The 24,770-nt window shown below is 64.1% G+C and carries 23 protein-coding genes and 1 pseudogene; 10 read left to right on the top strand and 14 right to left on the bottom strand.

The annotated features are described in order from the left end of the window. Positions 1–7 precede the first annotated feature (7 nt). Positions 8–939, bottom strand: a pseudogene (locus tag NVS32_RS05595) (carbon-nitrogen hydrolase family protein). Between the two features lie 467 nt (positions 940–1,406). On the opposite strand from NVS32_RS05595, the gene NVS32_RS11105 reads away from it, so the two are divergent. The 3 genes from NVS32_RS11105 to NVS32_RS05585 are packed head-to-tail and all read left to right on the top strand — an operon-like array spanning position 1,407 to position 2,184. Beyond that, on the top strand, positions 1,407–1,730 hold the full coding sequence (locus tag NVS32_RS11105; RefSeq protein ID WP_438273327.1) for a dioxygenase family protein: 324 nt from the start codon (positions 1,407–1,409) through the stop codon (positions 1,728–1,730). Between the two features lie 36 nt (positions 1,731–1,766). Beyond that, positions 1,767–1,940 (top strand): hypothetical protein, encoded by a 174-nt coding sequence (locus tag NVS32_RS11100; protein ID WP_438273326.1) that lies wholly within the window; start codon positions 1,767–1,769, stop codon positions 1,938–1,940. After that, positions 1,888–2,184, top strand: coding sequence for a dioxygenase family protein (locus NVS32_RS05585; protein ID WP_258499085.1), 297 nt, complete (start codon positions 1,888–1,890; stop codon positions 2,182–2,184). The genes NVS32_RS11100 and NVS32_RS05585 overlap by 53 nt, the downstream gene beginning before the upstream one ends. Before the next feature lie 93 nt (positions 2,185–2,277). Here the strand turns inward: NVS32_RS05585 and NVS32_RS05580 are convergent, their stop codons facing one another. Then, positions 2,278–4,656 (bottom strand): LuxR C-terminal-related transcriptional regulator, encoded by a 2,379-nt coding sequence (locus NVS32_RS05580; protein WP_258498994.1) that lies wholly within the window; start codon positions 4,654–4,656, stop codon positions 2,278–2,280. A gap of 304 nt (positions 4,657–4,960) precedes the next feature. After that, on the bottom strand, positions 4,961–8,107 hold the full coding sequence (locus NVS32_RS05575; protein WP_258498993.1) for a thiol reductant ABC exporter subunit CydD/CydC: 3,147 nt from the start codon (positions 8,105–8,107) through the stop codon (positions 4,961–4,963). Positions 8,108–8,734: 627 nt separating this feature from the next. On the opposite strand from NVS32_RS05575, the gene NVS32_RS05570 reads away from it, so the two are divergent. The 3 genes from NVS32_RS05570 to NVS32_RS05560 all read left to right on the top strand — a co-directional run bounded on the left by NVS32_RS05570 (position 8,735) and on the right by NVS32_RS05560 (position 10,626). After that, positions 8,735–8,929: a hypothetical protein gene (locus NVS32_RS05570; RefSeq protein WP_258498992.1), complete on the top strand. Its 195-nt coding sequence runs from the start codon at positions 8,735–8,737 to the stop codon at positions 8,927–8,929. Positions 8,930–8,991: 62 nt separating this feature from the next. Further along, entirely contained in the window at positions 8,992–9,606 is a 615-nt protein-coding gene (pcp, locus tag NVS32_RS05565; RefSeq protein WP_258498991.1) for a pyroglutamyl-peptidase I, read from the top strand. 72 nt (positions 9,607–9,678) lie between these two features. Beyond that, a complete protein-coding gene (locus NVS32_RS05560; RefSeq protein WP_258498990.1) occupies positions 9,679–10,626 on the top strand; it encodes an L-lactate dehydrogenase in 948 nt (315 codons plus the stop codon). A 111-nt stretch (positions 10,627–10,737) separates the two neighbouring features. Here the strand turns inward: NVS32_RS05560 and NVS32_RS05555 are convergent, their stop codons facing one another. The 4 genes from NVS32_RS05555 to NVS32_RS05540 form a co-directional block, all read right to left on the bottom strand. Further along, the gene (locus NVS32_RS05555; RefSeq protein ID WP_258498989.1) at positions 10,738–11,484 is read right to left on the bottom strand and encodes an energy-coupling factor transporter transmembrane component T family protein; all 747 of its coding nucleotides are present in this window, start codon (positions 11,482–11,484) and stop codon (positions 10,738–10,740) included. After that, positions 11,477–13,297: an ABC transporter ATP-binding protein gene (locus tag NVS32_RS05550; RefSeq protein WP_258498988.1), complete on the bottom strand. Its 1,821-nt coding sequence runs from the start codon at positions 13,295–13,297 to the stop codon at positions 11,477–11,479. The genes NVS32_RS05555 and NVS32_RS05550 overlap by 8 nt, the downstream gene beginning before the upstream one ends. 140 nt (positions 13,298–13,437) lie before the next feature. Next, complete coding sequence (locus NVS32_RS05545; protein ID WP_032111200.1) at positions 13,438–13,995, bottom strand: tryptophan transporter; 558 nt, start codon at positions 13,993–13,995, stop codon at positions 13,438–13,440. Positions 13,996–14,049: 54 nt separating this feature from the next. Continuing rightward, a complete protein-coding gene (locus NVS32_RS05540; protein ID WP_258498987.1) occupies positions 14,050–14,622 on the bottom strand; it encodes a hypothetical protein in 573 nt (190 codons plus the stop codon). Positions 14,623–15,138: 516 nt separating this feature from the next. On the opposite strand from NVS32_RS05540, the gene crcB reads away from it, so the two are divergent. The 4 genes from crcB to NVS32_RS05520 all read left to right on the top strand — a co-directional run bounded on the left by crcB (position 15,139) and on the right by NVS32_RS05520 (position 18,601). Further along, a complete protein-coding gene (gene crcB, locus NVS32_RS05535) occupies positions 15,139–15,519 on the top strand; it encodes a fluoride efflux transporter CrcB (protein ID WP_258498986.1) in 381 nt (126 codons plus the stop codon). 371 nt (positions 15,520–15,890) lie between these two features. After that, positions 15,891–16,415 (top strand): nitroreductase, encoded by a 525-nt coding sequence (locus NVS32_RS05530; protein ID WP_258498985.1) that lies wholly within the window; start codon positions 15,891–15,893, stop codon positions 16,413–16,415. A 22-nt stretch (positions 16,416–16,437) separates the two neighbouring features. Then, the gene (locus NVS32_RS05525) at positions 16,438–17,160 is read left to right on the top strand and encodes an MBL fold metallo-hydrolase (RefSeq protein WP_258498984.1); all 723 of its coding nucleotides are present in this window, start codon (positions 16,438–16,440) and stop codon (positions 17,158–17,160) included. Positions 17,161–17,281: 121 nt separating this feature from the next. Beyond that, the gene (locus NVS32_RS05520) at positions 17,282–18,601 is read left to right on the top strand and encodes a DHA2 family efflux MFS transporter permease subunit (protein ID WP_258498983.1); all 1,320 of its coding nucleotides are present in this window, start codon (positions 17,282–17,284) and stop codon (positions 18,599–18,601) included. On the opposite strand, the gene NVS32_RS05515 is transcribed toward NVS32_RS05520, so the two are convergent. The 7 genes from NVS32_RS05515 to ilvC form a co-directional block, all read right to left on the bottom strand. Further along, complete coding sequence (locus tag NVS32_RS05515; protein WP_258498982.1) at positions 18,598–19,347, bottom strand: alpha/beta hydrolase; 750 nt, start codon at positions 19,345–19,347, stop codon at positions 18,598–18,600. The genes NVS32_RS05520 and NVS32_RS05515 overlap by 4 nt on opposite strands. 26 nt (positions 19,348–19,373) lie before the next feature. Next, positions 19,374–19,697 (bottom strand): AzlD domain-containing protein, encoded by a 324-nt coding sequence (locus tag NVS32_RS05510; RefSeq protein WP_258498981.1) that lies wholly within the window; start codon positions 19,695–19,697, stop codon positions 19,374–19,376. Then, a complete protein-coding gene (locus tag NVS32_RS05505; RefSeq protein ID WP_258498980.1) occupies positions 19,694–20,467 on the bottom strand; it encodes an AzlC family ABC transporter permease in 774 nt (257 codons plus the stop codon). The genes NVS32_RS05510 and NVS32_RS05505 overlap by 4 nt, the downstream gene beginning before the upstream one ends. Positions 20,468–20,624: 157 nt before the next feature. Further along, positions 20,625–21,419 (bottom strand): SDR family NAD(P)-dependent oxidoreductase, encoded by a 795-nt coding sequence (locus tag NVS32_RS05500; protein ID WP_258498979.1) that lies wholly within the window; start codon positions 21,417–21,419, stop codon positions 20,625–20,627. Positions 21,420–21,460: 41 nt separating this feature from the next. After that, on the bottom strand, positions 21,461–22,336 hold the full coding sequence (locus NVS32_RS05495; protein WP_118078414.1) for an SIR2 family NAD-dependent protein deacylase: 876 nt from the start codon (positions 22,334–22,336) through the stop codon (positions 21,461–21,463). Beyond that, complete coding sequence (locus tag NVS32_RS05490; RefSeq protein WP_032111192.1) at positions 22,281–23,081, bottom strand: protein-ADP-ribose hydrolase; 801 nt, start codon at positions 23,079–23,081, stop codon at positions 22,281–22,283. Before NVS32_RS05490 ends, NVS32_RS05495 begins: the two co-directional genes overlap by 56 nt. Positions 23,082–23,681: 600 nt before the next feature. Then, positions 23,682–24,686: a ketol-acid reductoisomerase gene (ilvC, locus tag NVS32_RS05485; protein WP_032111191.1), complete on the bottom strand. Its 1,005-nt coding sequence runs from the start codon at positions 24,684–24,686 to the stop codon at positions 23,682–23,684. Between the last annotated feature and the right edge of the window lie 84 nt (positions 24,687–24,770).

Genomic DNA, 24,770 nt, shown 5'->3' with positions numbered 1-24,770 from the left:
CGTGCGGCTAGATGTCGTTCACCTCTAGTCGCACGGCGTCGGGGCGCGCGTAGTGCCCCACGGGGTCGAACTCCCACTTCGACGCAGGTACCTGCTGCATGTCGAGCGTGGCGTAGAGAATGCCGTCGGTGTCCCAGAGCGGCTCCCCTCCAGGTACGGGGTGGCCAAACGGGTCGACTACGCTCGAGCCTCCGCGATACACCACCTCGGGCAGGAGCGCCACTTCGGGCGAGGCGAGAAGATCTGCCGGATAATCGTCGCGCAGCAGGTGGGGGGCGCAGTTCACCACAAAGCAGCGACCCTCAATGGCGATGTGCTCGACCGTTGCCTGCCATTCGGGGTTGCCGTTGGTGTTGGGGGCAAGGTAGATGGCCACGCCCTTCTGGTAGAGCGCCGCACGCGCCAGCGGCATGTAGTTCTCCCAGCAGATGAGGGTGCCCATGGGGCCCACGGCGTTTGGCTCACAGGGAAGTAGTGGTCTTGCGCGTCTCCCCACACCAGGCGCTCGGCGCCGGTGGGCTTGAGCTTGCGGTGCCAGGTGTCAAGGTGGCCGTCGGGCGCAAAGACCAGGTTGGTGTTGTAGAGCGTGCCCGAGGTGGCGTCGCGCTCGGAAACGCCCACGCTCACCCAGGCACCCGTTTCTCTCGCCGCGGCTGCTATGGCCTCGGTCTCCGGGCCGCCTACCACAACCGAACCGTCGTAGTAGCGCTTCCACAGCTCCTTGCTGCCGCTTTCGCGGGCGCCTACCACAAAGCCAAAGGTCAGACCGTGAGGGTAGCCGGGAATGAGGAGCTCCGGCAGCACAACGAGGTCGCTTGGGCGCTCCTCCGCCACGCGGTGGATGGCGTCAAGTGCCCCGGCCAGGCAGGCATCGCGGTCGAACGGCTGAGGCCGCGACTGTGCCACGGCAACCTTGCACGAGCCCTGGATGTCTCTCATTGGTGCCTCCGTACGGGGGTGGGGTATATGGCGGAGACAATTGTAGTGCCGAGAAGAGCGCCTGACTAGCGCAGCTAGAGGGGTTGATTGCGCTGGCGACGATGCCGTCGCGGTTACCGTCGTCGATGCCGTTGCAGCTGAGGTTGATGCCGCCGCGGCCCTCAGCGACTTAACCCGCAGAGAATATCGCTATTTCTTAAAACGGCTGTGGGCCAACTGGGAAAACGTCGGGGAGGATTAAGAAATAGCGATATTCTCCGGGAAGGGGGGTTCGGCGCCGGGGCGGCCGGCACCGTCGGGGATGCCTGGACCGCCGGGGTAACGGCGCCTCCTGCCCCGGCTATCTTCGGTACCTTAAAAGATACCTATTGCATGGCATTTCGCGCTGTGTAGAATAGAGCGCAGACGATAGGTACAAAACAAGTACCAAGTAGCAATAACGGACAATCTCAGCAGTGGAGGACAAGATGGCAAATACAAGGCAGATGGCGGTGTTTGTCGGCCACGGCGATCCCATGATGGCGCTCCGCGACGACGAGGTGGCGCACGGTCTGCGCGCGATAGGCGAGAAAATCCTGGCAGACGAGCCGCGCGCGATTCTCGCCGTCTCGGCCCACTGGTTCACGCGAGGAACGCTCGTGCAGAGCGACCCCACGCCGCGTCAGGTGAACGACATGTACAGTTTCCCACCGGAGCTCTACGCGATCAAGTATCGCCCTGCCGGCAGCGCCGAGCTCACCGCTCGTGTGAGGCAGCTCTTGGGCAGCGACGTGGAAGTGGACGACACCTGAGGCATCGACCACGGCGTTTGGACTCCGCTCCACCATATGCTCCCCAAGGCCAACGTGCCTGTGGTGGAGCTCTCGGTGAACGGCCTGGCAGACGCCCGCTACGCCTATGACCTGGGGCGTCGCCTTGCACCTCTGCGCGACGAGGGGTTCGTGGTGCTTGCTGGGAAGTGGCAACGTTGTGCACAACCTGCGCGAGGCCGACTGGGATAACCCTGCGGGCACGCCTGCCTGCATCGAGTTTGACGCCGCGGTGCGCGCCGCGGTAGAGGCGCGCGATGACGAGAAGGCCATCGCCTACGAGCGACTACCGCATGCGTCCTACGCCGTGCCCACGCCCGACCACTACCTGCCGCTGCTTACGGTCCTTGGCGCCTCCGAGGGCGAGAAGCCCGAGGTCTTCAATGACGTTCGCAACCTCGGCTCTATATCGATGACCAGCTACGCGTTTGCGTGACGGCGAGAAACCCGGCGCCCCCGCGTCCGGCGCCCCCGCGCCCGCTCCAGCACCCGGCGCCGTCACCGCCACCCCGCGTCCGCCCTCGCGCTCCTACACCAGCCGCAACCGCTGAGCCTCGCTCGCTGCCTGTGCGCGGCGGCTTACGCCCAGCTTGGCAAGGATATGACACACGTGGGTCTTCACCGTGGACAGCCTCACGCCGAGAAGCTCGCCAATCTCGGCGTTGGTCCTGTTCTGGCAGATGAGGCGTAGGACCTGTCGTTCGGTCTCGGTGAGTTGAATGGAGGGCAGCTCGGAGGGGTCAACTGCGCCAGCAAGGAGCTGCGGATAGAACGACGCCTGCGCACGCGCCCCCTTAATCAGCCGCGCAAGCTGCTCCTTCTCGGCGTCGCTAATATCGTCGCGCTCGGAGAACTCCAGCAGGAGCGGCAGCACCGCGCCACCGTACTGCGTGATCGTGCGCACGTATCCGTAGCAGCGCGCCGCTGCCAGCGCATGCGAAAGCCACCGACCCCAGTCCTTCTCGCCAAGGCGCCACGCCGCAATCGACGCCAGAATGTCAAAGTGAATGGCGTCGATGACCCTGTCGCACAGCGTGATGTATTCGGTGAGCGCCGCCATGAGCATGCGGGCCTCCGAAAAGCGCCCCTCCGCTGCGTATGCCTGGCAAACGGTGATATAGACGTATCGATCCATGTAGAAGAGCCGCTCCGAGAGGTCCGGCGCGTTTTCCTCCAGCCAGGTGTGGACGCGTTCCCACTCGCCCAGCCGCATCCACGCACGACAGCGCAGCGCTTCGAGGTTCATGAGGATACGCCTTGTCTCTGGGCTATCGTCCCGCGAGAACCGGCGGCGAAGCGCACCGAGAAGAGAGAGCGCCTGGCGCGCGTCTCCCTGATCGATGAGGCAGCGGCACTGGATTCCCACGGCGGCGAACTCGAGCGAAGGGGTCCCGGCACGCTGTATCCTGGGGAGCATGGCGTTAACCCGTGCGAGGTAGATCGTTACGTCCTCGCCCTTCTCGAACTTGCTCTCGCACAGCCCGATCTCTGCAATGCCCACGCCCATGCGCCCCAGCGCCTTGCTTGCAACCTTGCTTATCGCACGGGCGGTCATATCGTCGGAAGGGACCCAAGGGCTCAGGTCGCGTCCGCCGTTGAGAACGCTTGGCAGGCCGCTTGTAACAGAGGGCATAAGCTCGGGGTTGTCGCCCCCGCGCATCTTTGCCAGCGCGGAAACGGAAGCAACGATGCTTGCCGGCTGCCTATGGGGAAGCGAAATGTCAAGATAAGCCAGGTAGGACTGGGCAAGGCGACGCTCCTCGGCCGTGCGCTCAGGCGCCTTTGCGTAGTTTTCGAGTGCGTCGTACCAGCCCTCCGATTTTGCGATGCTCATGGCCATGGACTCCAGCATGGACATGATGCGCATGAGGCGCGGAGAAGAGAGAACAACATCCTCTGGCAGCTCGTGGTAGTAGTGCTCAAGCTCGTAGTAGCTGCCGCTTCCCGGGTTGAGGCGTGCGTGCTCGTCGAGGATAACGAGCATGCGGCTGTGGTCCTTGAGCCGTGAGCAAAGCTCAAGTGCGCTCTTGAAGTTTCCCCGGGATTCGTAATAGCCAATGACTCGGTTGACAATATCGATGGAAGCAACGTTATCGCACCTACGAGCACGCTCCCACTTGCAGAAGTCGAGCATTCCCTCGTTGACCTTCCACGTGTTTGCTTCACGAGTGATGAAGCTCGTCGCGTGATGGAGGGCGTTCAGTAGGCGTGCCCCTTCCTCCTCCCCAAGCGCATTGACGATAAGGTCGTCGTCAATGGTGTCGAAGAGGGGAACCAGAAGCAGGACGTCCTGGGTCTTCTCGTCAAAGCGGCGCTCAAACTCGCTCTCGAAGTAGGCCATGACCTCGTTGCGGAGGCTTACTTCCCAAGTTGAGTCACCGTCGCGCAGGATGTGAACAACAGCCGCGGCCACCGCCATGGGATAGCGCTCGGACGCGGTCGCGATGCGCTCCACAAGCTCGGGTGTGGAGAGAATCCCATTTGCGATAAGTAGGTGGGCGATGTCCGCGTCGGTGAATAAGAGGTCCTCTGCGGTAACGATGAGCAGCTCTCCGTTGGCGAAGAAGGGGGTGAGCCAGCCGGGCATGGGTGCGCGGGAAAGGAAGACAAAGCGCGTGCTGGTGCAGCGAGAGGCAACGGCTGCCAGTGCGAATCCCTGCTTGTTGGTGACAGAGTCGTGGATGTTGTCGACAAGAACGGCATCGTGCTTCTCGGCATCTTGGACGGTCACCGCCCGAGCAACGTCGGCAGTGGCGGCATCGATCTTGAGCACGTCAAGATCCTGGAGCATGCGGTGTGCAAACTCGGACTTGCCAAAGCCGAGCGGGGCGCAGACAAATGCCAGCCGCGTACGATCCCATTGTGGCTGCAGGCACTCGTCAAGTTCGAGGGGAACCTTGACTAGCATGGCCAACCACCTGCGCATAGTTGGTTTCGGGTGCGTTGTGATGACAGCCATGCCATAAGTGCGCCTTCGCCTTTCTCTAGAAAGTGGATGTCCAATCGAGCGGTGCGCAAGCTTGCTCGATGGCCTAATGGTACGCGAGACGAACAGGGCCGTGCGTCCAAAAAAAACAACGGCATCACCAATGCCGGACGGCCAAATCGCGGCTGTTTACAGTTGCGCCGGGCCCTGGCTGCGAGAGCACCTCAAGCTCTCCTCCGCCAGGGTCCGGCGCTCGCTGCCGCCAGGGGGCCGCCGCCTGCCGCCGCTAGCTCACGCGGCCCGAGTCCATCGAGTGCACCTCGTCGGCAACCGTCATCGTGGAGGCGCGGTGCGAGACGAGAAGCGCCGCCCGCCGCCCGCGCTCCTCGTCGAGCGAGCGCAGCACCTGGCCCTCGTTGAGCGAGTCGAGGTTGCTCGTGGGCTCGTCCAGGAGCAGGAACGGTGCGTCGTGGAGAAACGCGCGGGCCAGCCCCAGACGCTGTCGCTCGCCCGAGGAGAGCGTCCCGCCAAGCTCGCCCACCATGGTCTCGTAGCCCTCGGGCAGGCCCTCGATGAAGTCGCGTATCGATGCCTTGCGGCAAGCCTCCTCGAGCTCAGCCTGCGTGGCCGTGGGCTTGGCGATGAGAAGGTTGTCGCGGATGGAGTCGTGGAAGAGCGAGGTGTCCTGCTCGACCAGCGCCCCCGCATCGCGCAGCGACGCAGTGCGAATCTCGCGGACATCCGTACCCGAGAGGGCAATGCGGCCCTGGTCAACGTCCCAGAAGCGCATGAGCAGACGCGCCAGGGTCGACTTGCCAGGTCCGCTGCGGCCGGAGATGCCCACGATGCGTCCCGCGGGGATGCGCACGGAGACGTCCGAGAGGACCTTCTCGGCCCCGTACGAGAAGTCCACGTGCTCGGCGGAGGCGTCCGAGAAGGTCACGACGACGCCGTTCTCGACCTCATCCACCTGGGGTTTCTCGTACAGGATCTCCAGCACGCGCGCACCGGAGGCAAGCGTGCCCTGGAGCGTTGCACCCAGGTTGGCAAGCGCTGCGAACGGGCCAAAGCTCGAGAGCACAAAGACCGTTGCCAGCACGGTGGCCTCGGGCGTTGCGTCGCCCGCAGACACAAGCTGCGCTCCAAGCGCGAGCTCGGCAATAGTTGCGAGAAGGATCACGGCGCTCACGGCAGAGGATCCGCGGGCACCTGCCTGGCGCACCTCTCGCTCCGCCTCCACCAGCTCGCGCGAGCGGGCGTCAAGACCGTCAAGGCGAGCGGCGCCGGCGCCAAACTGCAGCACTTCGCCAAGGCCGCGCAGGCCATCCAGCACGTAGCCGGAAAGCGACCCCGCAAGGTCGCGCTGCCGGCGTCTGGCGTCGCCCGACCCGCGTGAGACGGAAAGCGGCACCGTGATGCCCACCAGCACCCAGGCAACAAGTGCTACCAGCGCAAATGCCGGCACGAGCTGCCAGAGGAACGCTGCACCCACAATCGCCATCAGCGTGGCGATGCAGACGGGCGAGATGGTGTGCGCAAAGAAGACCTCAAGGAGCTCGACGTCGCTTGTGACCGTGGAGACAAGGCTGCCGCGGTCTCGGCCAGCGAGCTTGGCGGGCGCCAGCTTCCTCAGCGCGCCAAAGACCAGGTCTCGGATGTGCGTCAGCAGGCGGAACGCAATGTAGTGGTTGCAGCGCTGCTCGATGTAGTGAAGCACACCGCGCGCCAGTGCCATGGCCGCGAGGGCCCAGCACACGGTGGCAAGCGGCCAGGTAAGCGAGCCTGAGCCCGCCAGCGCGAGGACCTCCTCCGCCGCCAGCACCGGAATGCCCGTCGTGCAGCAGAAGCCCACGACGCCACAGGCCACCGAGACAACCATGACGCCTGCCAGGGGCTTCGCAAAGCCCAGCATCCTCCACATGATGCGCGCCGCGTCAACCACGTTTGCCAGGCGGTGAGAGATCACGAGCACCGCACGCTCGCGCGAGAGCTCACGGACGGCCGTCATGACCTGCTCCTCGCTCTCGGCGTCGATGTTGCTTGTTGCCTCGTCAAAGACGTAGGCCGGCGTGTCGTGGAGAAGCGCCCGCGCAAGCGCCAGACGCTGACGCTGGCCGTCAGAGAGGTTTGCCGCGTCCTGCTCGATTGCCATGTCCAGGCCACCGCGTTCGTGCACAAAGCCGTCAAGGCGGACCGTCTTGAGCGCCGCCCACAGCTGGTTATCCGTTGCCTCGGGTCGTGCCATAAGGAGGTTCTCGCGCACGGTGACGGAGAACACGTGAGCACCCGCGGCGGCCATGGTTACGTGGCGCGAGAGGGCTGCCGGGTCCACTTGGTCCACGCTTGTCTCGCCCACCAGCACGTCACCTGTCCAGCCGCGCTCGTGCCCGCAGAGAAGCGACGCCACGGTGGACTTGCCCGAGCCCGAGACGCCCACCACAGCCGTCATGCCCTGCGGTGACACCTCAGGCGTCAGGTTCGAGAGGACCTTGCGGTTGCCGTCGTAGGAGAAGTCCACGTCGCGCATGGAGAGCGCGTCGGCGGGTGCGGGCGTAAGGGTGCGCGCGGGCGGCTCCTCGAGGTCCAGCAGGCGGAAGATCTTCTCGCTTGCCGCCATGCCGTTCATGGCAACGTGGAAGTAGGAGCCAAGCTGGCGCATGGGGAGGAAGAAGTCGGCTGAGACGAGCGCCACAAAGAGCGCCACCGTGGGAGCGATAGAGCCTGCCGCAAGTTGCCAGAGCGCCACCGAGATGCCCGCCGCAGCGCCTCCCAGCGCCACGACGTCCATCACGATGATTGAGTTGAGCTGCATCGAGAGGACCTTCATGGTGACCACGCGGAAGTGCTCGGCCTCCTGGTTCATGCGGTGGTGGCGCTCGGCGTCGGCCTGGTAGATCTTGAGCGTGGTGAGGCCCTGGAGGTTCTCGAGGAACGAGTCGCTCAGCGTAGCGTACTGGTCCCAGTAGCGCGAGAGGATGCGCTTGGCCACCTTCTGGACGGCCACGATGACCAGCGAAATGAGCGGGACGCAGACGAGAAGCCCCACCGCGGCGGGAAGGCACGCCGGTGCCACCACGCAGAAGAGCGTGACCGGTGCGAGCACCGAGTAGAAGAGCTGCGGCAGGTACTGGCCGAAGTACGTCGCGAGCTGCTCGCAGCCCTCGACGGAGAGCTGCACGACCTCGGCGGTGGAGACGTCCTGCGCGTACCCGGTGCCAAGGCGCAGGAGCTTCTCGTATATGCGACGACGCAGCGCGCCCTTCACGTCCTGCGGCGCGGCGAAGGACTCGCGGGCCGAGAGCCGCGTGGACGCCAGGCGTGCGACGAGGGCCGCGGCCAGGGCGAGCGCGGCCTCTAGGATGCTGGGCGCGGTGCCGAGAAGGAGCGCGCCAACGACGCGGCAGATCTCCCAGCTGAGAAGCACGTTGCCCACGAGGTCGAGCTACTGCCAGCCCACGGTAGCGAGCACGTGTCGCATTGCCCCTGGTACGAGTGCCAGGGGCCCCTTGTCCATCATAGTGTTCCTCCTCCTGCGGACGGTTGCCCGCGGTTGGCGTTGGGCACGGTGGTGCGCGGTGCGGCAGCGGTGCGCGGTGCGGCGGCGGTGCGCGGTGCGGCGGCGGTGCGCGGTGCGGCGGCTGCCAAAGCGTAATTAGCAGCGTGTAAGAATAGCCTAACTTTATGGTGAGGTGGGGGAGACGCAGGTAATTCGCGTGGGAGGCAGTTTTGCGCGCTGGCCAGCGCCTTGGCGCATCACCGCCCGCTTGCCGCCGCAATTCGACGTTTAGGAAAAAACCGAACGTTTAAGACGGCCTAACCGTTCGGAATCCGCGGCATGTCCGGGGATGCCGCGCGTCCTCGCCGTTTAAGGCACCCTAACCGTTCGGAAAAGTCCTAACCGTTCGGAATCCGCGGCATTCTCCCAATGACGTCTGCAATACGTGCGCGAGCCTCTCGGCGTCCAATCCTGAACCCCTAATTATTGTCGCGTCCGTCGGGTATATTCGGTTCAATCCAAAGCAACGGCTTTGGTACGTTGGTTCCAGGTCAGGAGGCCGCTATGGCAAGCTACATGCATGATGAGCTGGATGACGCACTTGAGCAGTACCGTAGTGGAGAGCTTAGCTTCGAGGAATTCAAGCGCATGTGTGACGAGGAGGACCGTGAGCAAGAAGAGGAGAACCGCCGCAGGGCAGCCAAGAAACGCGGCGGCCGGCAGCCGTTTATCGGCATCACGTTTACCTTCGACCGCTAGAGTACTGCCGGGCACCCGTCTTCTGGGTAAGCGTGGCTCTTTGTCCACGGGAGGTGGCACGCATGGAGAAGATCCTGGTCACGGGTTTCGAGCCCTTTGGCGGCGAGAAAACCAACCCTTCGTGGGAGGTAGTAAATGCGCTCCCGCGGGTCATCGCCGGCCATGCGGTGGTGCGCGAGTGCATTCCCGTATCCTTTCGTCGCGGGCCCGCGGCGGTTCTTGAAGCCATTCAACGCGAGAACCCCTCCATTGTGCTCTGCGTGGGACAGGCGGGCGGCCGTGCCAAGGTGACGCCGGAGTTTGTCGGCATCAACTACGCAGATGCGCGCATCCCAGACAACGACGGCGAGCAGCCCCAGGCAACGCGCCTCCTGGCGGACGCGCCGGACGCACGCTTCTCGACGCTGCCCGTTCGCGCAATGGCACAGGCAATGATTGATGCTGGCGTCCCAGCTGCAGTCTCGTACTCCGCGGGGACCTACGTTTGCAATGCGGTGCTCTTCTCGGTGCTTGATGCGCTCGCGGCATCCCAGTCTACGGCGCGTGCCGGCTTTGTGCACGTTCCCAACTCGCCCGAGCAGGCATGCCATCTGGCCAAGGCAACTCCCAGCATGCCGGTTGCGCTCATGCTGCAAGGAATCGTAAGCGGTCTTGAGTGCGCCTGCTCGTGGGGCTAGGCTCGTCGCGTGGCGCTGGCCCTTGGCATTGCCCGGCAGCCCAAGCGTCCGCGAACCAGAAAGGGGAACCACATGAGCTTCAAGGACACCAAAGTCGTTATCGTAGGCGCTGGCAAGGTGGGGTCCACTACCGCGTTCAGCATCATCAACCAGGGGCTTTGCGGTGACGTGTGCCTCATCGACGTAAACCACGAGCATGCGGTGGGTGAGGCGCTCGACATGCGCGACTCGGTCTTCTTCATGAACCGCAACGTCAACGTGCACGCCGGCGACTACAGCGAATGCTCAGACGCAGACATTGTCATCATCACAGCGGCGGCACCCATGCCCAAGGACTCCAACGACCGACTCGAGATGCTCAAGCCCAGTCTGGGTGTGGTGCGCTCGGTGGTCGAGCAGGTCATGGCGTCGGGCTTTGACGGCATCTTCCTGGTGGTATCGAACCCCGTTGACGTGATGAGCTACTACACCTGGAAAGTCTCTGGCCTGCCGCATGAGCGCGTGATAGGCTCCGGTACCCTCCTTGACTCCGCGCGACTGTGCCGCGCGCTGTCCGACATGTACGATCTAGCGTCCAACAGCGTCGAGGCCTACGTGCTGGGCGAGCACGGTGATTCGGAGATCGTCTCGTGGAACAGCGCGACCATCGGTGGTAAGCGCGTGGACGACGTCCTGCGCGACAACGCCTCGCGTACGCGCGGTGTCACCCGCGACGAGCTGCGCAAGCGCACGGTGCAGGCCGGCTGGGACATCTTTAGCCGCAAGGGAAACACCTGCTACGGCATTGCGTCGAGTGCCGCGTCAATCGCCAAGTCGATACTCTTCGATGTGAACCGCATCATGCCCGTCTCGGTGTACCTCGACGGGCAGTACGGCATCCACGACACGTTCATCTCGGTGCCAACCATTGTCGACAGCACCGGTGCCAAAGAGATCGTGGAGATCGACCTTCTCCCGGACGAGCTTGAGGCGCTGAGGAAGTCTGCCGACATGCTCCACGGCCTAGACGAGAAGCTCTAGGGCCTCTCGGCAGTTCCTTTCATTGGTGCAGAAACCCCCTCGGGCGAGATGGAAGCGCCCGAGGGGGTTGATGTAGCTGCAATAACGTGCCTGCCGCCGCCCTGCGCCCCACTACAGCAGCGCGCCGGCAACTACCAGCGCGGCGCATGCAACCAGCACCACCACGTCGCGACCCGCCATGGGGTAGCGCTTGTAGCTGCTCTCGCGCGTGCGCAGGTAGAAGCCGCGCTGCTCGGCGGCAAGCGCCGTGGCGTCGGTCTTTCCCACCGAGCTCACCAGCAGTGGCACGCACAGCGGCAGCATGAGCTGCAGCTTGCGGATGGGGTTCTTGGTGTCGTACTCAACGCCACGCGCGGTCTGCGCCTCCATGATCGCGTTCATCTCCTGGCTAAACACGGGCACAAATCGCAGCGCCGTGGTGAACGTGAAGGCGTAGCGATACGGGATGTGAAGCACCTCGACGCAGGCGTTTGCCAGGTCGTTGAGCTTGGTCACGCTCAGCATGAGGATGAGCGGCAGCGCCACGCCCAAAAGGCGCAGGCACGCCTTGCTACCCGTGACCAGGCCCTCCGTGGTCATCCATGCAAACACGGGCGCGCCGCCGCGCACAAACGCCGTCTGAAGCAGCAGCATCACCACCGCCAGCGGCACAAGCAGCTTGAGCAGCGAGACCAGCTTGGACGTGGTGTGCGCGTAGGCACCCAGTGCAAAGGTGAGGACGAGAAGCCCCAGCAGCATGGGGTAGGTGTTGGCCAGGAAAATCGCAATGATGATTGCCGCGGCAATGCCCAGCTTGGTCACGGGGTTCAGCCGGTGCAGCAGGGTGTCTCCCGGCACGTAGTCAATCACGTTAACCACGGCGAACCATCTCCTCGGTGAGGTCGACTATGCCAGAGACCTGGCTGATACCGGCAAACTCAGGTGAAAGATCGCGTGCGAGAACCCCGGACAGCTCGATGACCTGCGGCGCCCTCACGCTTGCCTCCCGCATGAGCTTTGCGTTGGAGAACATCTCGAGCGTGCCGCCGCGGTCGAGGATGCGCCCGTTTGCCATGACCACGATCCTCTCGGCAAAGTCCGAGACGACCTCCATGTCGTGGCAGACCATGATCACGGCGCAGCCGCGCTCGGCCATCTCGCTCACCGTGTCCATCACGGTCATGCACTCGCGGTAGTCAAGACCGCTCGTGGGCTCGTCGAGAAGCACCACCTCCGGCTCCATCACCACCACGGACGCCAGTGCCACCATCTGCCGCTGGCCGCGCGAGAGTGAGAAGGGTGCCTCGTCCGCAGACAGCCCAAAGCGCTCAATCACCGCACCGGCACGCTCGTGCGCGTCCTTCTCGTCCACGGCCTGCAACGTGAGGCCAAATGCGACCTCTTCAAGAACGGTGTCCTTGCACAGCTGGTAGTCCGGGTTCTGGAAGAGGGTCGCGCAGTGCGCGGCAATCGCGCTGGTGGGAACCTCGTGCGTATCGAGGCCGGCCATCAGCACGGTGCCCGACGCCGGTCGCAGCAGGCCGTTGAGTAGCTTGGTGAGCGTGGTCTTGCCGGCGCCGTTCTGGCCCACGATGCCCACGACCTCGCCGGGATACACCCGCATGTCCAGGTGGTCCACGGAAGCCGTCCCGCCTGGATACGCAAAGCTCACGTCCTCAAGGCTCACCACGGGCTGGGCGCCCTCGGCGTGCGGACGCGGCGCGGCCACGTGCTTGGAGCCTGCGCGAAAGCCCGCCTCGCGTGCCCCCTCCTCGGCGCTCGCTACGTGGCAGCTCGCCTTGGACGCGGGCTGCACCAGGCCTGTTATGACCTCCGCCGCCTCGGGCACGGTGAGGCACGGCGCCCCCGAAACCAGGCCGTCCTTTGCAAGCGAGTTGTACACGCGCGCCACGCGCGGGCTGTCGACGCCAATGCGCCGCAGCTCGTCGCCGTGCGAGAAGACCTCGCGCGGTGTGCCGTCAAGCACCAGCGAACCCTTGCTCATCACCAGGATGCGGTCGCAGTACTCCGAGAGCAGCGCCACCTTCTGCTCGATGACCACCACGGTGACGCCCTCCTCGCGCACCTTACGCAGCGTGTCGAAGACGAGGGTCGATGACGCGGGGTCGAGCGCGGCTGTGGGCTCGTCGAGCACCAGGACGCGCGGGCGCATGGCGAGAATGGCGGCAATGGCCACCTTCTGCTTCTGACCGCCCGAGAGCGTGGCTATCTCGCGTTCGCGCAGGTTGGAGATGCCCACAGTCTCAAGCGTCTGGGCGATGCGCCCCTCGATCTGGTCGTGGGGGACGCCAAAGTTCTCCAGGCCAAAGAGCATCTCGTCCTCGACTACCGACGCCACCATCTGGGTGTCGATGTCCTGCAGGACGCTGCCAACCACCTGCGAGATGTCGGTGAGCGTCACGTCGCAGGTGTCGTGCCCGTCCACCAGCGTGGCGCCGTAGAGCGCGCCGCGGTAGTGGTGGGGGATGGCGCCCGACATTACGGACGCAAGCGTGGACTTTCCGGCGCCCGAGGGGCCAATCACGCCCACGAACTCGCCCTCGCCAATGCTCAGCGACACGTCGCGCAGCGCGGCGTCCTCGCTGTTCTCGGCGGCACCCTCGGCGGGCGCGTCGTAGGAGAACGTGACATGGCTCATCTCGATGATTGGCTTTTCTTCCCGTGCGGTCATAAGAGCCTTTCGTGAGACAGGGGGACAGTCCCTTTGTCTCATGTCAATGCTGGAGTGGAGGCAAGGTGAATCCCCGCCTTATGCGTGAGACAAAGGGACTGTCCCTTTGTCTCACGTGCGGTTCACTATCGTAGTCGAACTTACTTCTTGAGGACCTTCTTGAGGGGGAAGTAGAGGGCCTGGACCACGACTGCGTTGAAGACTGCGGTGCCCAGGACGAGTGGGATTTTCACGACCACGGTGCCAAGGGCCGCGCCCATGATGAGCGTGCCGGCCACGGCGAAGAGCGCGCCGGAGACGAGTGTGGTCGCAAAGGTCGCAACGAGCGGGGTGACGTCACGTCCGCCAACCTTGAGGGGACGGCGGATAAGGGCTGCCATCACCAGCGCGGCGACGAGCTCGGTTGCAAAGTTGAGGCCGGGGATGGAAGTGGTGAGCTGGATGACGGCGGCGGAGACCAGGCCAAAGATGGCCGCCTGGCCAAAGCCGGCGTTGGAGAGCAGGATCGCCAGCGCGTAGGAGGCAATGATGAACTGCGGCTTGATGCCCACGATCGCAAGGGCATTGCCCACGGTCATGTTGAGGATGAAGCCTGCGGCGAGAAGCACGGCGAGAAGGACGAGGGAGGAGACGTCGGCCTTGCCGGAGCGCTCGGTGGTGTTGACGGTGCGCGCCTGGGATGCGTTCTGCTCGGACATGGTGGGTTCCTTTCGATTGCGCTGCTGGTGAGGGCTACGGTTGCGGACGGGCGGTTAGTCGTTGACCTTGAGGGCCTTGCACACGGGGATGTAGAGCGCCTGGACGAGAATGGCGTTGAAGATGGCGGTCGCGAAGACAACGGGGAGCATGGCGGCGGCGAGCTCTTGGGCGGCGCCAACCATTGCGATGCGGATGATCATGAAGATGACGCCGGAGACAACGGTGGTGGCGAAGGTGCCGATGGCGGGGATGACCTTCTTGGCGCCGCCGCGCATGCCGGCGCTCACGATGATCGCCATGAGCATGGCGGCCACACCCTCGGCGGCAAAGTCGACAAAGGGCGAGGTGGTGGTGATCTGAATCACGGCCGCGGAGATGAGGCCAATGACCAGCGCCTGCGGGACGTTGGGGCGAATGACCAGGATGGTAAGGCAGAACGCCGAGATGATGAACTCGGGGCTAATCATGCCGCCGGAGATGCTGGAGATTGCCTTCCCCACGGTGAAGTTGAGGATGAAGCCGGCGGCGAGAAGCACGGCGAGAAGCACCAGGGCGCGAACGTCGAGCTTGCCGTGGTCCTTGGAGGTGACGGTGCGGGCCTGCTGGGTGTTGGTGTTCTCTGACATGGTTGGTTCCTTTCTGCTTGGGTGACGCTGGTGTGGTTTGGGATGGCTTGGAAGGTGTGCTTGCACAAGAAAGAGGGCCCCCGGTCAAACCGGGAGCCCTCTTAATTCGCGAAATTATGGCGCGAGAGACTCACGATCGACCGACCGCTTGCGAATCGCGCCACCACCAGTTCATGGACATACGTGCGACGTTAGTGGCGATGCGGTTCATCTCTGGCGCTCCTCTCGTGAGTTCCTGCCGCGTGGGCGGCTTGTGCTTGTTGTCGGGAACTATACGCCCGATTTGCCGCGCGCCGCAAGAGTCGTTATGTAAACGCTTGGTAACGCGGGGCTCGGGTGGGTCGGGGTGCGAAAGCCGTGCGAACGAGTGGCCACGCGGGTAGGCGGTCGCCGGCTGTGCTACGCTGCCCGCTGGGGAATGAGGCCTCCCCGGCGGGTGCGCTCGCCGAACCGCATGGTGCTGATGGCTTCTGTGTTGGGCGGTTCGCCGCCCGTCTTATCTGAAGGGTCGCGACCATGCCTGCGCTGCTCGATTGCCTTGCCGTCTGCGCCGGGGGAGCCCTTGGGTCTCTCGCACGCTATCTCATCTCGGTTGCCCCGTTCAAGAGCGTGGGCGATGCCGGATTCCCGCTAGCCACACTTGTGACCAACATTGTGGGCGCGTTTGTAATTGGGCTTATCGTTGCCGCCGTTGCCGCAGGTCACGAACTTGACTCGCGCCTTGTTCTCTTCCTCAAGGTGGGTGTGTGTGGTGGATTTACCACGTTCTCGACGTTTGCGCTGGAAAGCGTTGGCTTGGTGCAGCGCGGCGAGCCTCTGGTGGCCGTTGCGTACGTGATGCTGAGCGCCGGTCTGGGTATGGGCGCGGTGCTTCTCGCCCAGCAGGTGGCTGCATAGGGGTTGGCCCGGCAGTTCTGCAGGCTGCGTTGGCAGCTATTGACGGCTGGGATGCGGTTTTCGAGGTACCCCCGAGTGTCGGGCGGCTCGATTGCCGCCAACTGGGCAAACGTGGATGCCGTTTAAGAAAGGGAGCTATTCTCTCCGGAGGGGCACCGACGGCTACCCGGGTCGTGTCGGCGTCGGGATTTGGGGTGGCACCGGAGGGCTCGTTTTCTGCAGGGTCGCGCGCGAGAAGGAATCGCGTCGCGGCCTCTTGGCGCCGTTTGCCAACATCGCCACGGTACTTCTGGCGCTGATTTGGGAAGAACATGGGCAGCGAGGCTGCGCGAGGGCTGGCCGCGCCTTTTCCCAACCGCATTGGAGGAGCCATGAACGAGGTCGAGAAGTGCATCCGCGAGCGTCGCAGCACCCCTAGGTTCAAGCAGGTCCCCGTGGCGCGCGAGCTGGTCGAGCGCGTCATCGAGGCCGGCCTTTGGGCGCCCTCCGGCATGAACAAGCAGTCTCCCATCATTGTGGCCGTGACCAACCGCAAGCTCCGCGACGAGCTGGCTGAGGAGAACCGCCGCATCATGGGCGCACCCGAGAGCATGGACCCGTTCTACGGCGCCCCCGTCGTCCTGGTGGTTCTCGCCAGTGCCTCGGCCCCCACGCGCGTGTACGACGGCTCGGCGACCATCGAGAACATGCTGCTTGCGGCGCATTCGCTTGGCCTGGGCGGCCACTGGATCCATCGCGCCAAGGAGGAGTTCGAGGAGCCCCGCTACAAGGAGCTGCTGGCAAGCCTGGGCGTGCAGGGCGATTACGAGGGCATTGGCCACGTGGTGATTGGCTATCCGGACGCCGAGAAGGCCCAGCCAGCACGCAAGGACGGCCGCGTCTTCTGGGCCGAGTAGCACGCTCGTAAGGAGGGATTCAATGCGCGTCACGCACATCTACCACAGCGGTTTTGCCGTGGAACTACCCGCTTGTACCCTGCTCTTCGACTGGTATAAGGGCGAGCTCCCCCAGCTCCGCCGTGACCTCCCGCTGGTGGTGTTCGTCTCGCACGAGCATTACGACCACTACGGTCGCTGCATCTGGCCGCTGCGCGAGCAGTTCTCCAACGCATGCTACGTGCTGGACAAAGACGTCGCAGCAGACGCGCCGGCAGACGCCCGCGTGACCGCAGTCGAGCCGCACGCGTCCTACGAGCTGCGGCTGCCCGCCGCACCGGGAGCTGCCCCCACCACGCTCTCCATCCAGACCCTCGAGTCCAACGACGAGGGCGTGGCGTTTCTCGTCCGTGCTGGCGAAACCTCGATCTACTTCTCGGGTGACCTCAACTCCTGGCAGTGGCGCCGTCCGGCCGACCAAAACGCCGCATCCGAGAAGTTCTTCCGAACGGAGCTCTCGCGCATTGCCTCCGGTCCGGTGGACCTTGCCTTTGTTCCGCTCGACCCGCGCCTCAAAGACCCAGCGGCCGGAATTGCAGCCTTTATGGACGTGGTTGGCGCTCGCGCGCTCTTCCCCATGCACTACTGGGATGACGCCGACACCGCCCGCGCCCTTATGACAGATGCGCGCCTAGCCCCCTACGCAGGCATTACGCACTTCGAGGACGTGTGTGAGCTGCCCGACCCGTCCGCGCGCCCGGCCTAGCGCCGCTGCCACCCCGCGCGAAACTGAAAGCGCGACTCCCGTGCATTGGCTATAGTTCCCACTGTCCCGAGCGGAACCAGAGACATTTCCTCCTGGACTAGCCAATCCCGGGAGTCGCCCCATGAAAGAAAGCACCACCGCAAGCAGCTTCGAGCGCATGCTCGACGCTCGTCTCGTCCTGTCGGTCATCGCCGCCGGCATCATGTCGTTCTCAGGCGTGACCGTCGAGACCGCCATGAACGTCACGTTCCCTTCGCTCATGGCCGAGTTCAACATCACCACCTCGACCGTCCAGTGGATGACCACGTCCTACCTGCTGGTTCTTGCCACCGTTGTCCCCACGTCGTCCTATCTCAACAAACGCTTCCGCACTCGCAGCGTGTTCATTGCCGCCATGGTCTTCTACATTGCCGGCATAGTGTGCGGCTTCACCGCGGTCTCGTTCCCCATGCTTTTGTGCGGACGCATCCTCGAGGGCGTGGGCACCGGTATCGCGCTTCCCCTCATGTTCAACATCATCACCGAGCAGGCGCCCAAGAAGAACATGGGCGTCATGATGGGCATTGGCACGCTGGTCACAGCCATGGCACCGGCCGTTGGTCCCTCCGTGGGCGGTTGGCTTGCGGAGAACTACGGATGGCGCATGATCTTCGCGGCGCTCCTGCCCGTACTGGGCGTGGCCTTCCTCCTGGGCGTGTTCTCCATCCGCCAGAGCCACGAGGTCTCGCGCGACCCCTTTGACGTTCCCGGCTGGCTTGCCATTGCCGCGTCCTTTACCACGCTGGTCTTTGCCGTTGACCTTGGCTCAAGCCTTGGCTGGACTAGCCCCGCCGAGCTCTGCCTGCTTGCAGCTTTCGTGGTGTTTCTCGTCCTGTTTGTGCGCCGAGAAGGGCGAGCAGACCACCCGCTCATCTCCCTTGCCGTCTTCTCTCAGCGCCGCTTTGTGATGGGCGTGGTCGCTCTTGTCTGCCTGCAGTTTGTTGTGCTTGGACTCTCGTTTCTTATCCCCAACTACTCGCAGCTCGTGATGGGTACCGGCGAGACCGAGGCCGGCTCGATTCTGCTGCCCGGCTGCGTGGTGGGGGCCTGCATGGCGCCGCTCTCGGGCCAGGTCCTCGACCGCTTTGGGCCGAGAAGGCCAATCCTGGTGGGCGCCACCTGCGCCCTTCTCGGCACGGTGCTCTTTGCCGCGCTTTCACAGAGCCCGCCCACGGCGCCGGCCATTGCCATCTACGTGTGCTTTGCCTTTGGCCAGAGCCTCATGGTGGGCAACACCATGACCGAGTCCCTCTCGTTTCTGCCCGCAGCCATCAAGGCCGACGGCATCGCAGTGATCAACACGCTGCAGCAGCTGGCGGGCGCAATTGGCACCAGCGTCGTGACAGCCGTGGTCAATGCGGCGCAGGTGGGGGCCACCGCGCGGCCGGCTCGGGCAGCTTAGGCCGTTGGGGCGGCGTCCGCGCTGCCGTCAAGCAGCCAGCGGATGCCCCGCGCGGTGCGCAGGTCCTCGTCCACAAAGTGGTTTCCGGGGTTGAGCTCAAAGCGCGTGGCGACGCCCGCGTGCTCGAAGCTCTTGGCCACCTGTTGCGTGTCCTCGAGCACGCTCCGCATCACGCGGTTGCGCGTGCGCGGCTCGGCGTCCCCAAGCGAGAAGTACGCGCGCCGTACGCAAGGACTGGGCCTGTTAGCTGCGACGTATTTGACAAAGTCCGGATACCACAGCGAGCCGGAAACGCTGGCAATGCGCTCGAAGAGGCTGCACTGCGTTGCCGCCCATGCGGTAAAGAGCCCTGCCAGCGAGTAGCCCGCAAGCGCCGAGAAGGACGGTGCCATGCCATGCTGTGCGAGAAGCGTCTCGGCCTGCGGCATGATTTCGCGTCCGAGAAGCGCGAACTGCGCCACTGCGGCACCCTCGTATGCCCTGCCGCCGCGAAATACCGGCGGGGCCGGCCACGGGGTGAGGTCGTTGTCCCAGCTCTTTGGGGCTATTGCCACGAGGGACATCGCCGGACGGCCTGCCGGCCTGCCGCCTTCGCCCAGGCGCTGCCACACGTCTGCCCCGTCACCCTCAAATACGTGCAGGTAGACAACGGGAACGTTGGCCAGGCGAGCGCCGCCACCCGCGGCCGGTTCCGTCGCGCGGAGGGTGACCTTCTCGCCTCCGACATCAAAGCTCTGCTCGACCATGCCCCGCCTCCAGCGTTCCGGCATCGCTAAACCAGCGAGAGTAGTACATATGCCGCGACTCCCGCCACGCAGCACCATAGCATCGAGTGCGTGCGCCACGCCACAAGAACCACCACACCGGCCGCAACCAGCGGCATGAGCCCCGCCCATAGCCCGGCGTCGAACATGGTGGGGGAGAGCAGGTCGTTTGCGACCAGTGCCGCAAAGGCGGCTGGCGGGATGTAGCCCAGCGCCTCAACCACGCGCGGCGAGAGGGGACGGCCGCGCAGGGCAACCACGGGCACCACGCGGCATGCGAGAATGAACGCGAACGAGGAGAGCCAGAGCACAAGGAACTGAGAGGTGCTCATTGGGCTCCACCTCCCGGGGCGGACCCTGCGGGCTCTGCAGATGCGGCGGACTCCTCGCCATTGCTGCCGTCACCGCCGCCGCGTCGCGGCGCAAGCTCCGAAGTCATCCCTGCGGCCACGCCCACAAGCGCCGCGAGCGGCACGGCCACGCCGGCGAGTCCGTTCCACTTGCAGAGCGCAACCGTGACCGCTGCTCCCAAGGCGGTGCAGACGGTGCCGCGGGTGTGGGGCTGAGCGTAGAGCAGGTAGATGAAGAGCGAGGTCATCGCAAAGCCGGCGATGGCGGTGGGGATGTCGACCACAGAGCCAAGCGCGGCGCCGGCGGCGCACGACACGGCCCAGGTAAGCTGCACGCACACGTTGAGGCCAAGCGCGTGGTGCGCCGTCCACGCGTCCCTCGAGGCAAGGCGTGAGAGCGTGATGCCGTACGCCTCCTCGGTGTAGCAGCACGCGATGGCAAGGGACTGCCTGCGTCCAAAGCGCTTGAGGTATGGCGCGAGCGACGCCGAGTAGAGTGCAAAGCGCGTAGAGATGGCCGCCACCGAGGCGATGATCGAGAGCAAAGGGGTTCCTGCCAGCCACAGGTTGCTCATCATGAACTGACCGCCGCCCGAGAGAAACGTGAGGCTGAGGACAAAGTTCATAAGCGGCGTCATGCCGGCCTTGGCGGCCAGCACGCCGCAGGGAAGTCCCACGGCCACGTAGGAGAGCATGACCGGCCAGGCGGCCGACAGGACCTTCCTGGCGGTTGTTCTCGTTGCTTCTCGCACCGGGTCTCCTGAGCTGTTCGGGTGGTGGGCTGTCATCGTACACCGGCTCGCAGAGGCCAACCTTTCGGGTTCGTTGACACATCGGGGCAGGTCCTGGGTTCCGGCAAAGATCCTCCCCGGCGACGGCGGGTGTCGTTTGGCGCGTCTCCACCCGTGCTCATATCCGTCGCACGCCCTCCCAGATCCACATGATGACCGGCGCAGGAACGATCTTGTCGGCAATCCTCATGAGGAATCCCGTCACGCAGCATGTGGCGATGGGGTAGTTTACGGCGTTTACCAGCATCGACCAGCGCACCACCCGCCGCGCGCCCAGCACGGGGAAGGGATGGCACACCGTCTGGCCGTTGGCCGTCTGGCGTGCAACGTCGATGAACTCGGTCTTCACCCACAGCGGGCACACCGCCGTCACAAAGATGCCGCGGCCGCGCAGCTCAAAGCGGAGCGCCCGCGTGTAGCTGCGGACAAACGCCTTGCTTGCCGCGTACACGTTGAGTCCGGGCAGCGGCTGGAACGACGCGCTGGACGCAATCTGGATGATGCGCCCGCCACGCTCCATGTGCGCAAGCGCCACCTGCGTCACGTCGACAAGCGCGCGGCAGTTGAGGTCGACCATCGTGTCGACCTCCTCGCAGGTCATGTCGGCGTAGGTGCCAAACTTCCCCAGGCCGGCCGCGTTGACGAGAAGGTCTACGGAGAACTTCTCGCCACGCGCCTTGTCCTGCGCCGCCGCCTCGTCGAGAAACCCCCTGAGCTGCGTAATCGAGGCCTTGTCTGTAAGGTCGAGAGGAACTGGCCGCACGGGCGTCGAGAGCTCGGCCGCCAGTTCCTCCAGGCGCTCGCGCCTGCGGGCCACGGCCCAGATCTGGTCGTAGCCGCCGTGGTCGCTTGCCCAGCGTGCGTATTCGCGGCCCAGTCCGCTCGATGCGCCGGTAATCAACGCTATGCGCATGACGCCGCCTCTCTATGAGACAAAGGGAAACTTCCTTTGTCTCATGCGAGCTTCGAAATCACCTCTGCTGCGTCTCCATCGTACAGCGCGGACCTCTCGGCGATGCGCGCGGGCGCAATCACACCGCCCATGTTGAGCTGCACGTAGCGCGCGTTGCGGTTCTCGGCAACCTGTCGCCAGAAGGGATACTTGATGATGCCCGGGGTATTTGCGCCAACGCCAATCTCCAGGTAGAGCACCCTGTCGTGGGCGTGCTCGCGCACGAAGGCGTCGTAGCGGCGCGCGGCTGCGTGCCAGCCGTCATCCTCCACAAAACGGCCGTCCACCCTAAGGTTCATGGTCATGGGCTCACCGCATATGGGGCAACGTGGGATCAGCTCGGTGGGAATGCGAAGGTCCTGCTCGGCATTGACCATCTGGCGCACGGCGTCGTAGTTGTCATACGTGCGGCGGTGGCATGGGACCGAACACTGGAAGAGCCCGTAGTCGCCCTGCGTGTAGAAGAGCCGCTTCTTGTCGAAGCCGGCGCGCTGGAACTGGTGGTCGACGTTGGTGGTGAGGACAAAGTAGTCCCGGCCGTTCACAATGCGACTCAGGTCAAGGTATGCGTTCCCCACCGTTCCGGCGTAGCGCTCGTTCCAGATGACGCGGGACCACCAGGCCCAGAACTCCTCCTGCGAGTCGTAGGGATAGAAGCCGCCGGAGTACTCGTCGTAGAAGCCGTAGCGCTGCGCAAAGTCGCCGTAGAGCCGCTCGAAGCGCTTGCCGGTGTAGGCGAACTCCGGCCCGCACGCCACCGAGAGGCCGGCGCCGGCGCCTATGAGCACGGCGTCGCTCTGGTCAAGCCATGTGGCGATTTGCTCAGCGGCTTGCGAGGAGGTCTCGATAGATTTGCTCGTCCACTGGCTTGAAGACATTGAAGATCACCTTCATCTGGGAATGGTTGGGTTGCTCGCTCTTAAAGGCTCGCACCGTGTTGATCGCCACCTGCGCCGCCTCGCGGTTGGGATAGCGAAACTCTCCGGTCGAGATACAACAAAAAGCAACGCTGCGCAGGTCGTGTGCAGCGCCAAGCTCAAGGCAGGAGCGGTAGCAGCTGGCAAGAAGCTCGCGGTCGTGCGCGGAGGGGATGCCTGTGGGGACGATTGGACCCACGGTTTGGAGCACGTGCACAGCAGGCAGATTGAAGCCGGGCGTGAGCTTGGCCGCGCCGGTTGGCTCTTCGTGGCCCTGCTCGTCCATGATACGCTTGCAGGCAAGACGCAGCTGGATGCCGGCGTAGGTGTGGATGGCGTTGTCGATGCAGCGGTGGTTGGGGACAAAGCAGCCGAGCATCTGGCTGTTTGCCGCGTTCACGATGGCATCGGCGTCAAGCGTGGTGATGTCGCCGCGCCACACTGCCATGCCGTCTTCGGTGAAGGGGAGGGCCGAGACACGCGTAACACCCCGCTCTGCCAGGCGTTCCTTGAGATAGGCGTCTTGGATTGCGAGAAACTCCTCGCTTGCTTGCTCCGGCATGCGGACGTTCATGAGGGCTCGTAGCAAGTGGCGACGGTCGTCGCGCGAAGGTGGAATGTCGATGGGGCCGCCGATGGCGTATGCGCAGGCGGGGTCTACCAGCAGCGCGTTTATGAGGTATTCAAGCCGTCCATCTTGCGTCATGGTTTCCTCCCCTTGCTGGACGGGCGCCGGGGTGCCCGCCGTATTCACTGGTCTCAGTGTGGCTTGTTGACTCCACATAGGGAAGTACGCACTTACAAGTAGGCTGGTTACCTTAGGGAAACTACTGAATCCGGACGTTGGGCTGCATAAAAACGCTCTATCGGACGGAAATCTGGGACTCCGTGCACAAAAATGCTCTATCGAACGGTGCGTTTCTGCTGCAATTATCAAATATACAACTAAACATGCAAAATGATGCATTGCCTATCCAAAATTTGCATTTACACGCATAGATATTTAAATAGTTGATGCTAATGGAACTGAGGCACCGTTCGATAGCCCGTTTTTGTGCAGCGCCAGCGTTTTTCCCGTTCGATAGACCTATTTTGTGCAGCACTAGGTGTCTTACGTTCTCATCCAGCCTTTGTTTTGCCCTCAGGCAGCTGTCCTAGAGCAACGTGCGCAGGAAGGACGGACGCAATGCTGGCAGGAGAATTGCACAATCAAGCTATGCGGCCGTCTCGCACAAGAAAAGCCCCGCCGGAACTGGGTTCCGGCGGGGCAATCAAGCAGCAAAGTCTAGCTTACGCAAGCGCGCGACTAGTCCTCGTCCTTCGAGAGCCAGGAGAACATGGAGCGCACGCGCTCGCCGGTGGTCTCGATGGGGTGCGTGTTGATCTTCTCGCGCTCCTCGAGCAGCTTCTTGTGGCCGTTGTTGCAGTCGTCGACGAACTCCTGGGCAAACGAGCCGTCCTGGATGCGCTTGAGGATGTACTTCATGGCCTCGCGCGACTTGTCGTTGATGACCAGCGGACCGGCGTAGTACTCGCCGTACTCGGCCGTGTTGGAGATGGAGTAGTTCATGAAGTGGATGCCCTTCTCGTACATGAGGTCCACGATCATCTTCATCTCGTGATAGCACTCGAAGTAGGCCAGCTCCTCGGGGTAGCCAGCCTCGGTGAGGGTCTCGAAGCCGGCCTTGACCAGCTCGACCAGGCCGCCGCAGAGAACGGCCTGCTCACCAAAGAGGTCCTCCTCGGTCTCCTCGGCGAAGGTCGCCTTGATGAGGCCGGAGCGGGCGCCGCCCAGCGCCCACGCGTAGGACATGGCCAGCGGCCACGCGTCACCGGTGGCGTCGGTCTCAACGCAGACCAGGTCAGGCACGCCGGAGCCCTCGGTGTACTGACGGCGCACGATGTGGCCCGGGCCCTTGGGGGCAACCATGATCACGTTGACGCCCTCGGGAGCCTTGATGTAGCCGTAGTGGATGTTGAAGCCGTGGGCAAAGGCCAGGGTGTTGCCCGGCTCGAGGTTGGGCTCGATGAACTCCTTGTAGACCGCCGGCTGGGTCTCGTCGGGGGTCAGGATCATCACGACGTCGGCCTCCTTGGCGGCCGTCGCCATGTCCGTCACCTTGAGGCCGTGCTCGCGGGCCTTCTCGGCGGACTTGGAACCCTCGCGCAGGCCAACGCGCACGTCGACGCCGGAGTCCATGAGGTTCAGCGCGTGGGCATGGCCCTGCGAGCCGTAGCCGATAATGGCGACCTTCTTGCCCTGGATGATCGAGGGGTCGCAGTCCTTCTCGTAGTAGATGGTGACGGCCATGTCGTACTTCCTTTCGTTTGTGCCGTTTCCTTGTGCCGTTTCCTTCTATGTTCAACCGCCGGGTGGCGGTTTGAACCGTGTGTG

The sequence above is a fragment of the Tractidigestivibacter montrealensis genome, assembly GCF_024741235.1.
Taxonomy (GTDB): Bacteria; Actinomycetota; Coriobacteriia; order Coriobacteriales; family Atopobiaceae; genus Tractidigestivibacter; species Tractidigestivibacter montrealensis.
The sequence above is the reverse complement of the archived record's forward strand: the minus strand, read 5'-3'. Positions and strand labels throughout refer to the sequence as shown.

What these genes read in the sequence shown, in the direction of transcription:
- NVS32_RS05545 (WP_032111200.1), bottom strand. Translation starts at nt 13,995, where the DNA reads ATGTCCGAGCAGAACGCATCCCAGGCGCGCACCGTCAACACCACCGAG.
- NVS32_RS05560 (WP_258498990.1), top strand. Translation starts at nt 9,679, where the DNA reads ATGAGCTTCAAGGACACCAAAGTCGTTATCGTAGGCGCTGGCAAGGTG.
- NVS32_RS05530 (WP_258498985.1), top strand. Translation starts at nt 15,891, where the DNA reads ATGAACGAGGTCGAGAAGTGCATCCGCGAGCGTCGCAGCACCCCTAGG.
- pcp (WP_258498991.1), top strand. Translation starts at nt 8,992, where the DNA reads ATGGAGAAGATCCTGGTCACGGGTTTCGAGCCCTTTGGCGGCGAGAAA.
- NVS32_RS05540 (WP_258498987.1), bottom strand. Translation starts at nt 14,622, where the DNA reads ATGTCAGAGAACACCAACACCCAGCAGGCCCGCACCGTCACCTCCAAG.
- NVS32_RS11105 (WP_438273327.1), top strand. Translation starts at nt 1,407, where the DNA reads ATGGCAAATACAAGGCAGATGGCGGTGTTTGTCGGCCACGGCGATCCC.
- NVS32_RS05515 (WP_258498982.1), bottom strand. Translation starts at nt 19,347, where the DNA reads ATGGTCGAGCAGAGCTTTGATGTCGGAGGCGAGAAGGTCACCCTCCGC.
- ilvC (WP_032111191.1), bottom strand. Translation starts at nt 24,686, where the DNA reads ATGGCCGTCACCATCTACTACGAGAAGGACTGCGACCCCTCGATCATC.
- NVS32_RS05550 (WP_258498988.1), bottom strand. Translation starts at nt 13,297, where the DNA reads ATGACCGCACGGGAAGAAAAGCCAATCATCGAGATGAGCCATGTCACG.
- NVS32_RS05570 (WP_258498992.1), top strand. Translation starts at nt 8,735, where the DNA reads ATGGCAAGCTACATGCATGATGAGCTGGATGACGCACTTGAGCAGTAC.
- NVS32_RS05490 (WP_032111192.1), bottom strand. Translation starts at nt 23,081, where the DNA reads ATGACGCAAGATGGACGGCTTGAATACCTCATAAACGCGCTGCTGGTA.
- NVS32_RS05500 (WP_258498979.1), bottom strand. Translation starts at nt 21,419, where the DNA reads ATGCGCATAGCGTTGATTACCGGCGCATCGAGCGGACTGGGCCGCGAA.
- NVS32_RS05580 (WP_258498994.1), bottom strand. Translation starts at nt 4,656, where the DNA reads ATGCTAGTCAAGGTTCCCCTCGAACTTGACGAGTGCCTGCAGCCACAA.
- NVS32_RS05495 (WP_118078414.1), bottom strand. Translation starts at nt 22,336, where the DNA reads ATGTCTTCAAGCCAGTGGACGAGCAAATCTATCGAGACCTCCTCGCAA.
- NVS32_RS05510 (WP_258498981.1), bottom strand. Translation starts at nt 19,697, where the DNA reads ATGAGCACCTCTCAGTTCCTTGTGCTCTGGCTCTCCTCGTTCGCGTTC.
- NVS32_RS05520 (WP_258498983.1), top strand. Translation starts at nt 17,282, where the DNA reads ATGAAAGAAAGCACCACCGCAAGCAGCTTCGAGCGCATGCTCGACGCT.
- NVS32_RS11100 (WP_438273326.1), top strand. Translation starts at nt 1,767, where the DNA reads ATGCTCCCCAAGGCCAACGTGCCTGTGGTGGAGCTCTCGGTGAACGGC.
- NVS32_RS05525 (WP_258498984.1), top strand. Translation starts at nt 16,438, where the DNA reads ATGCGCGTCACGCACATCTACCACAGCGGTTTTGCCGTGGAACTACCC.
- crcB (WP_258498986.1), top strand. Translation starts at nt 15,139, where the DNA reads ATGCCTGCGCTGCTCGATTGCCTTGCCGTCTGCGCCGGGGGAGCCCTT.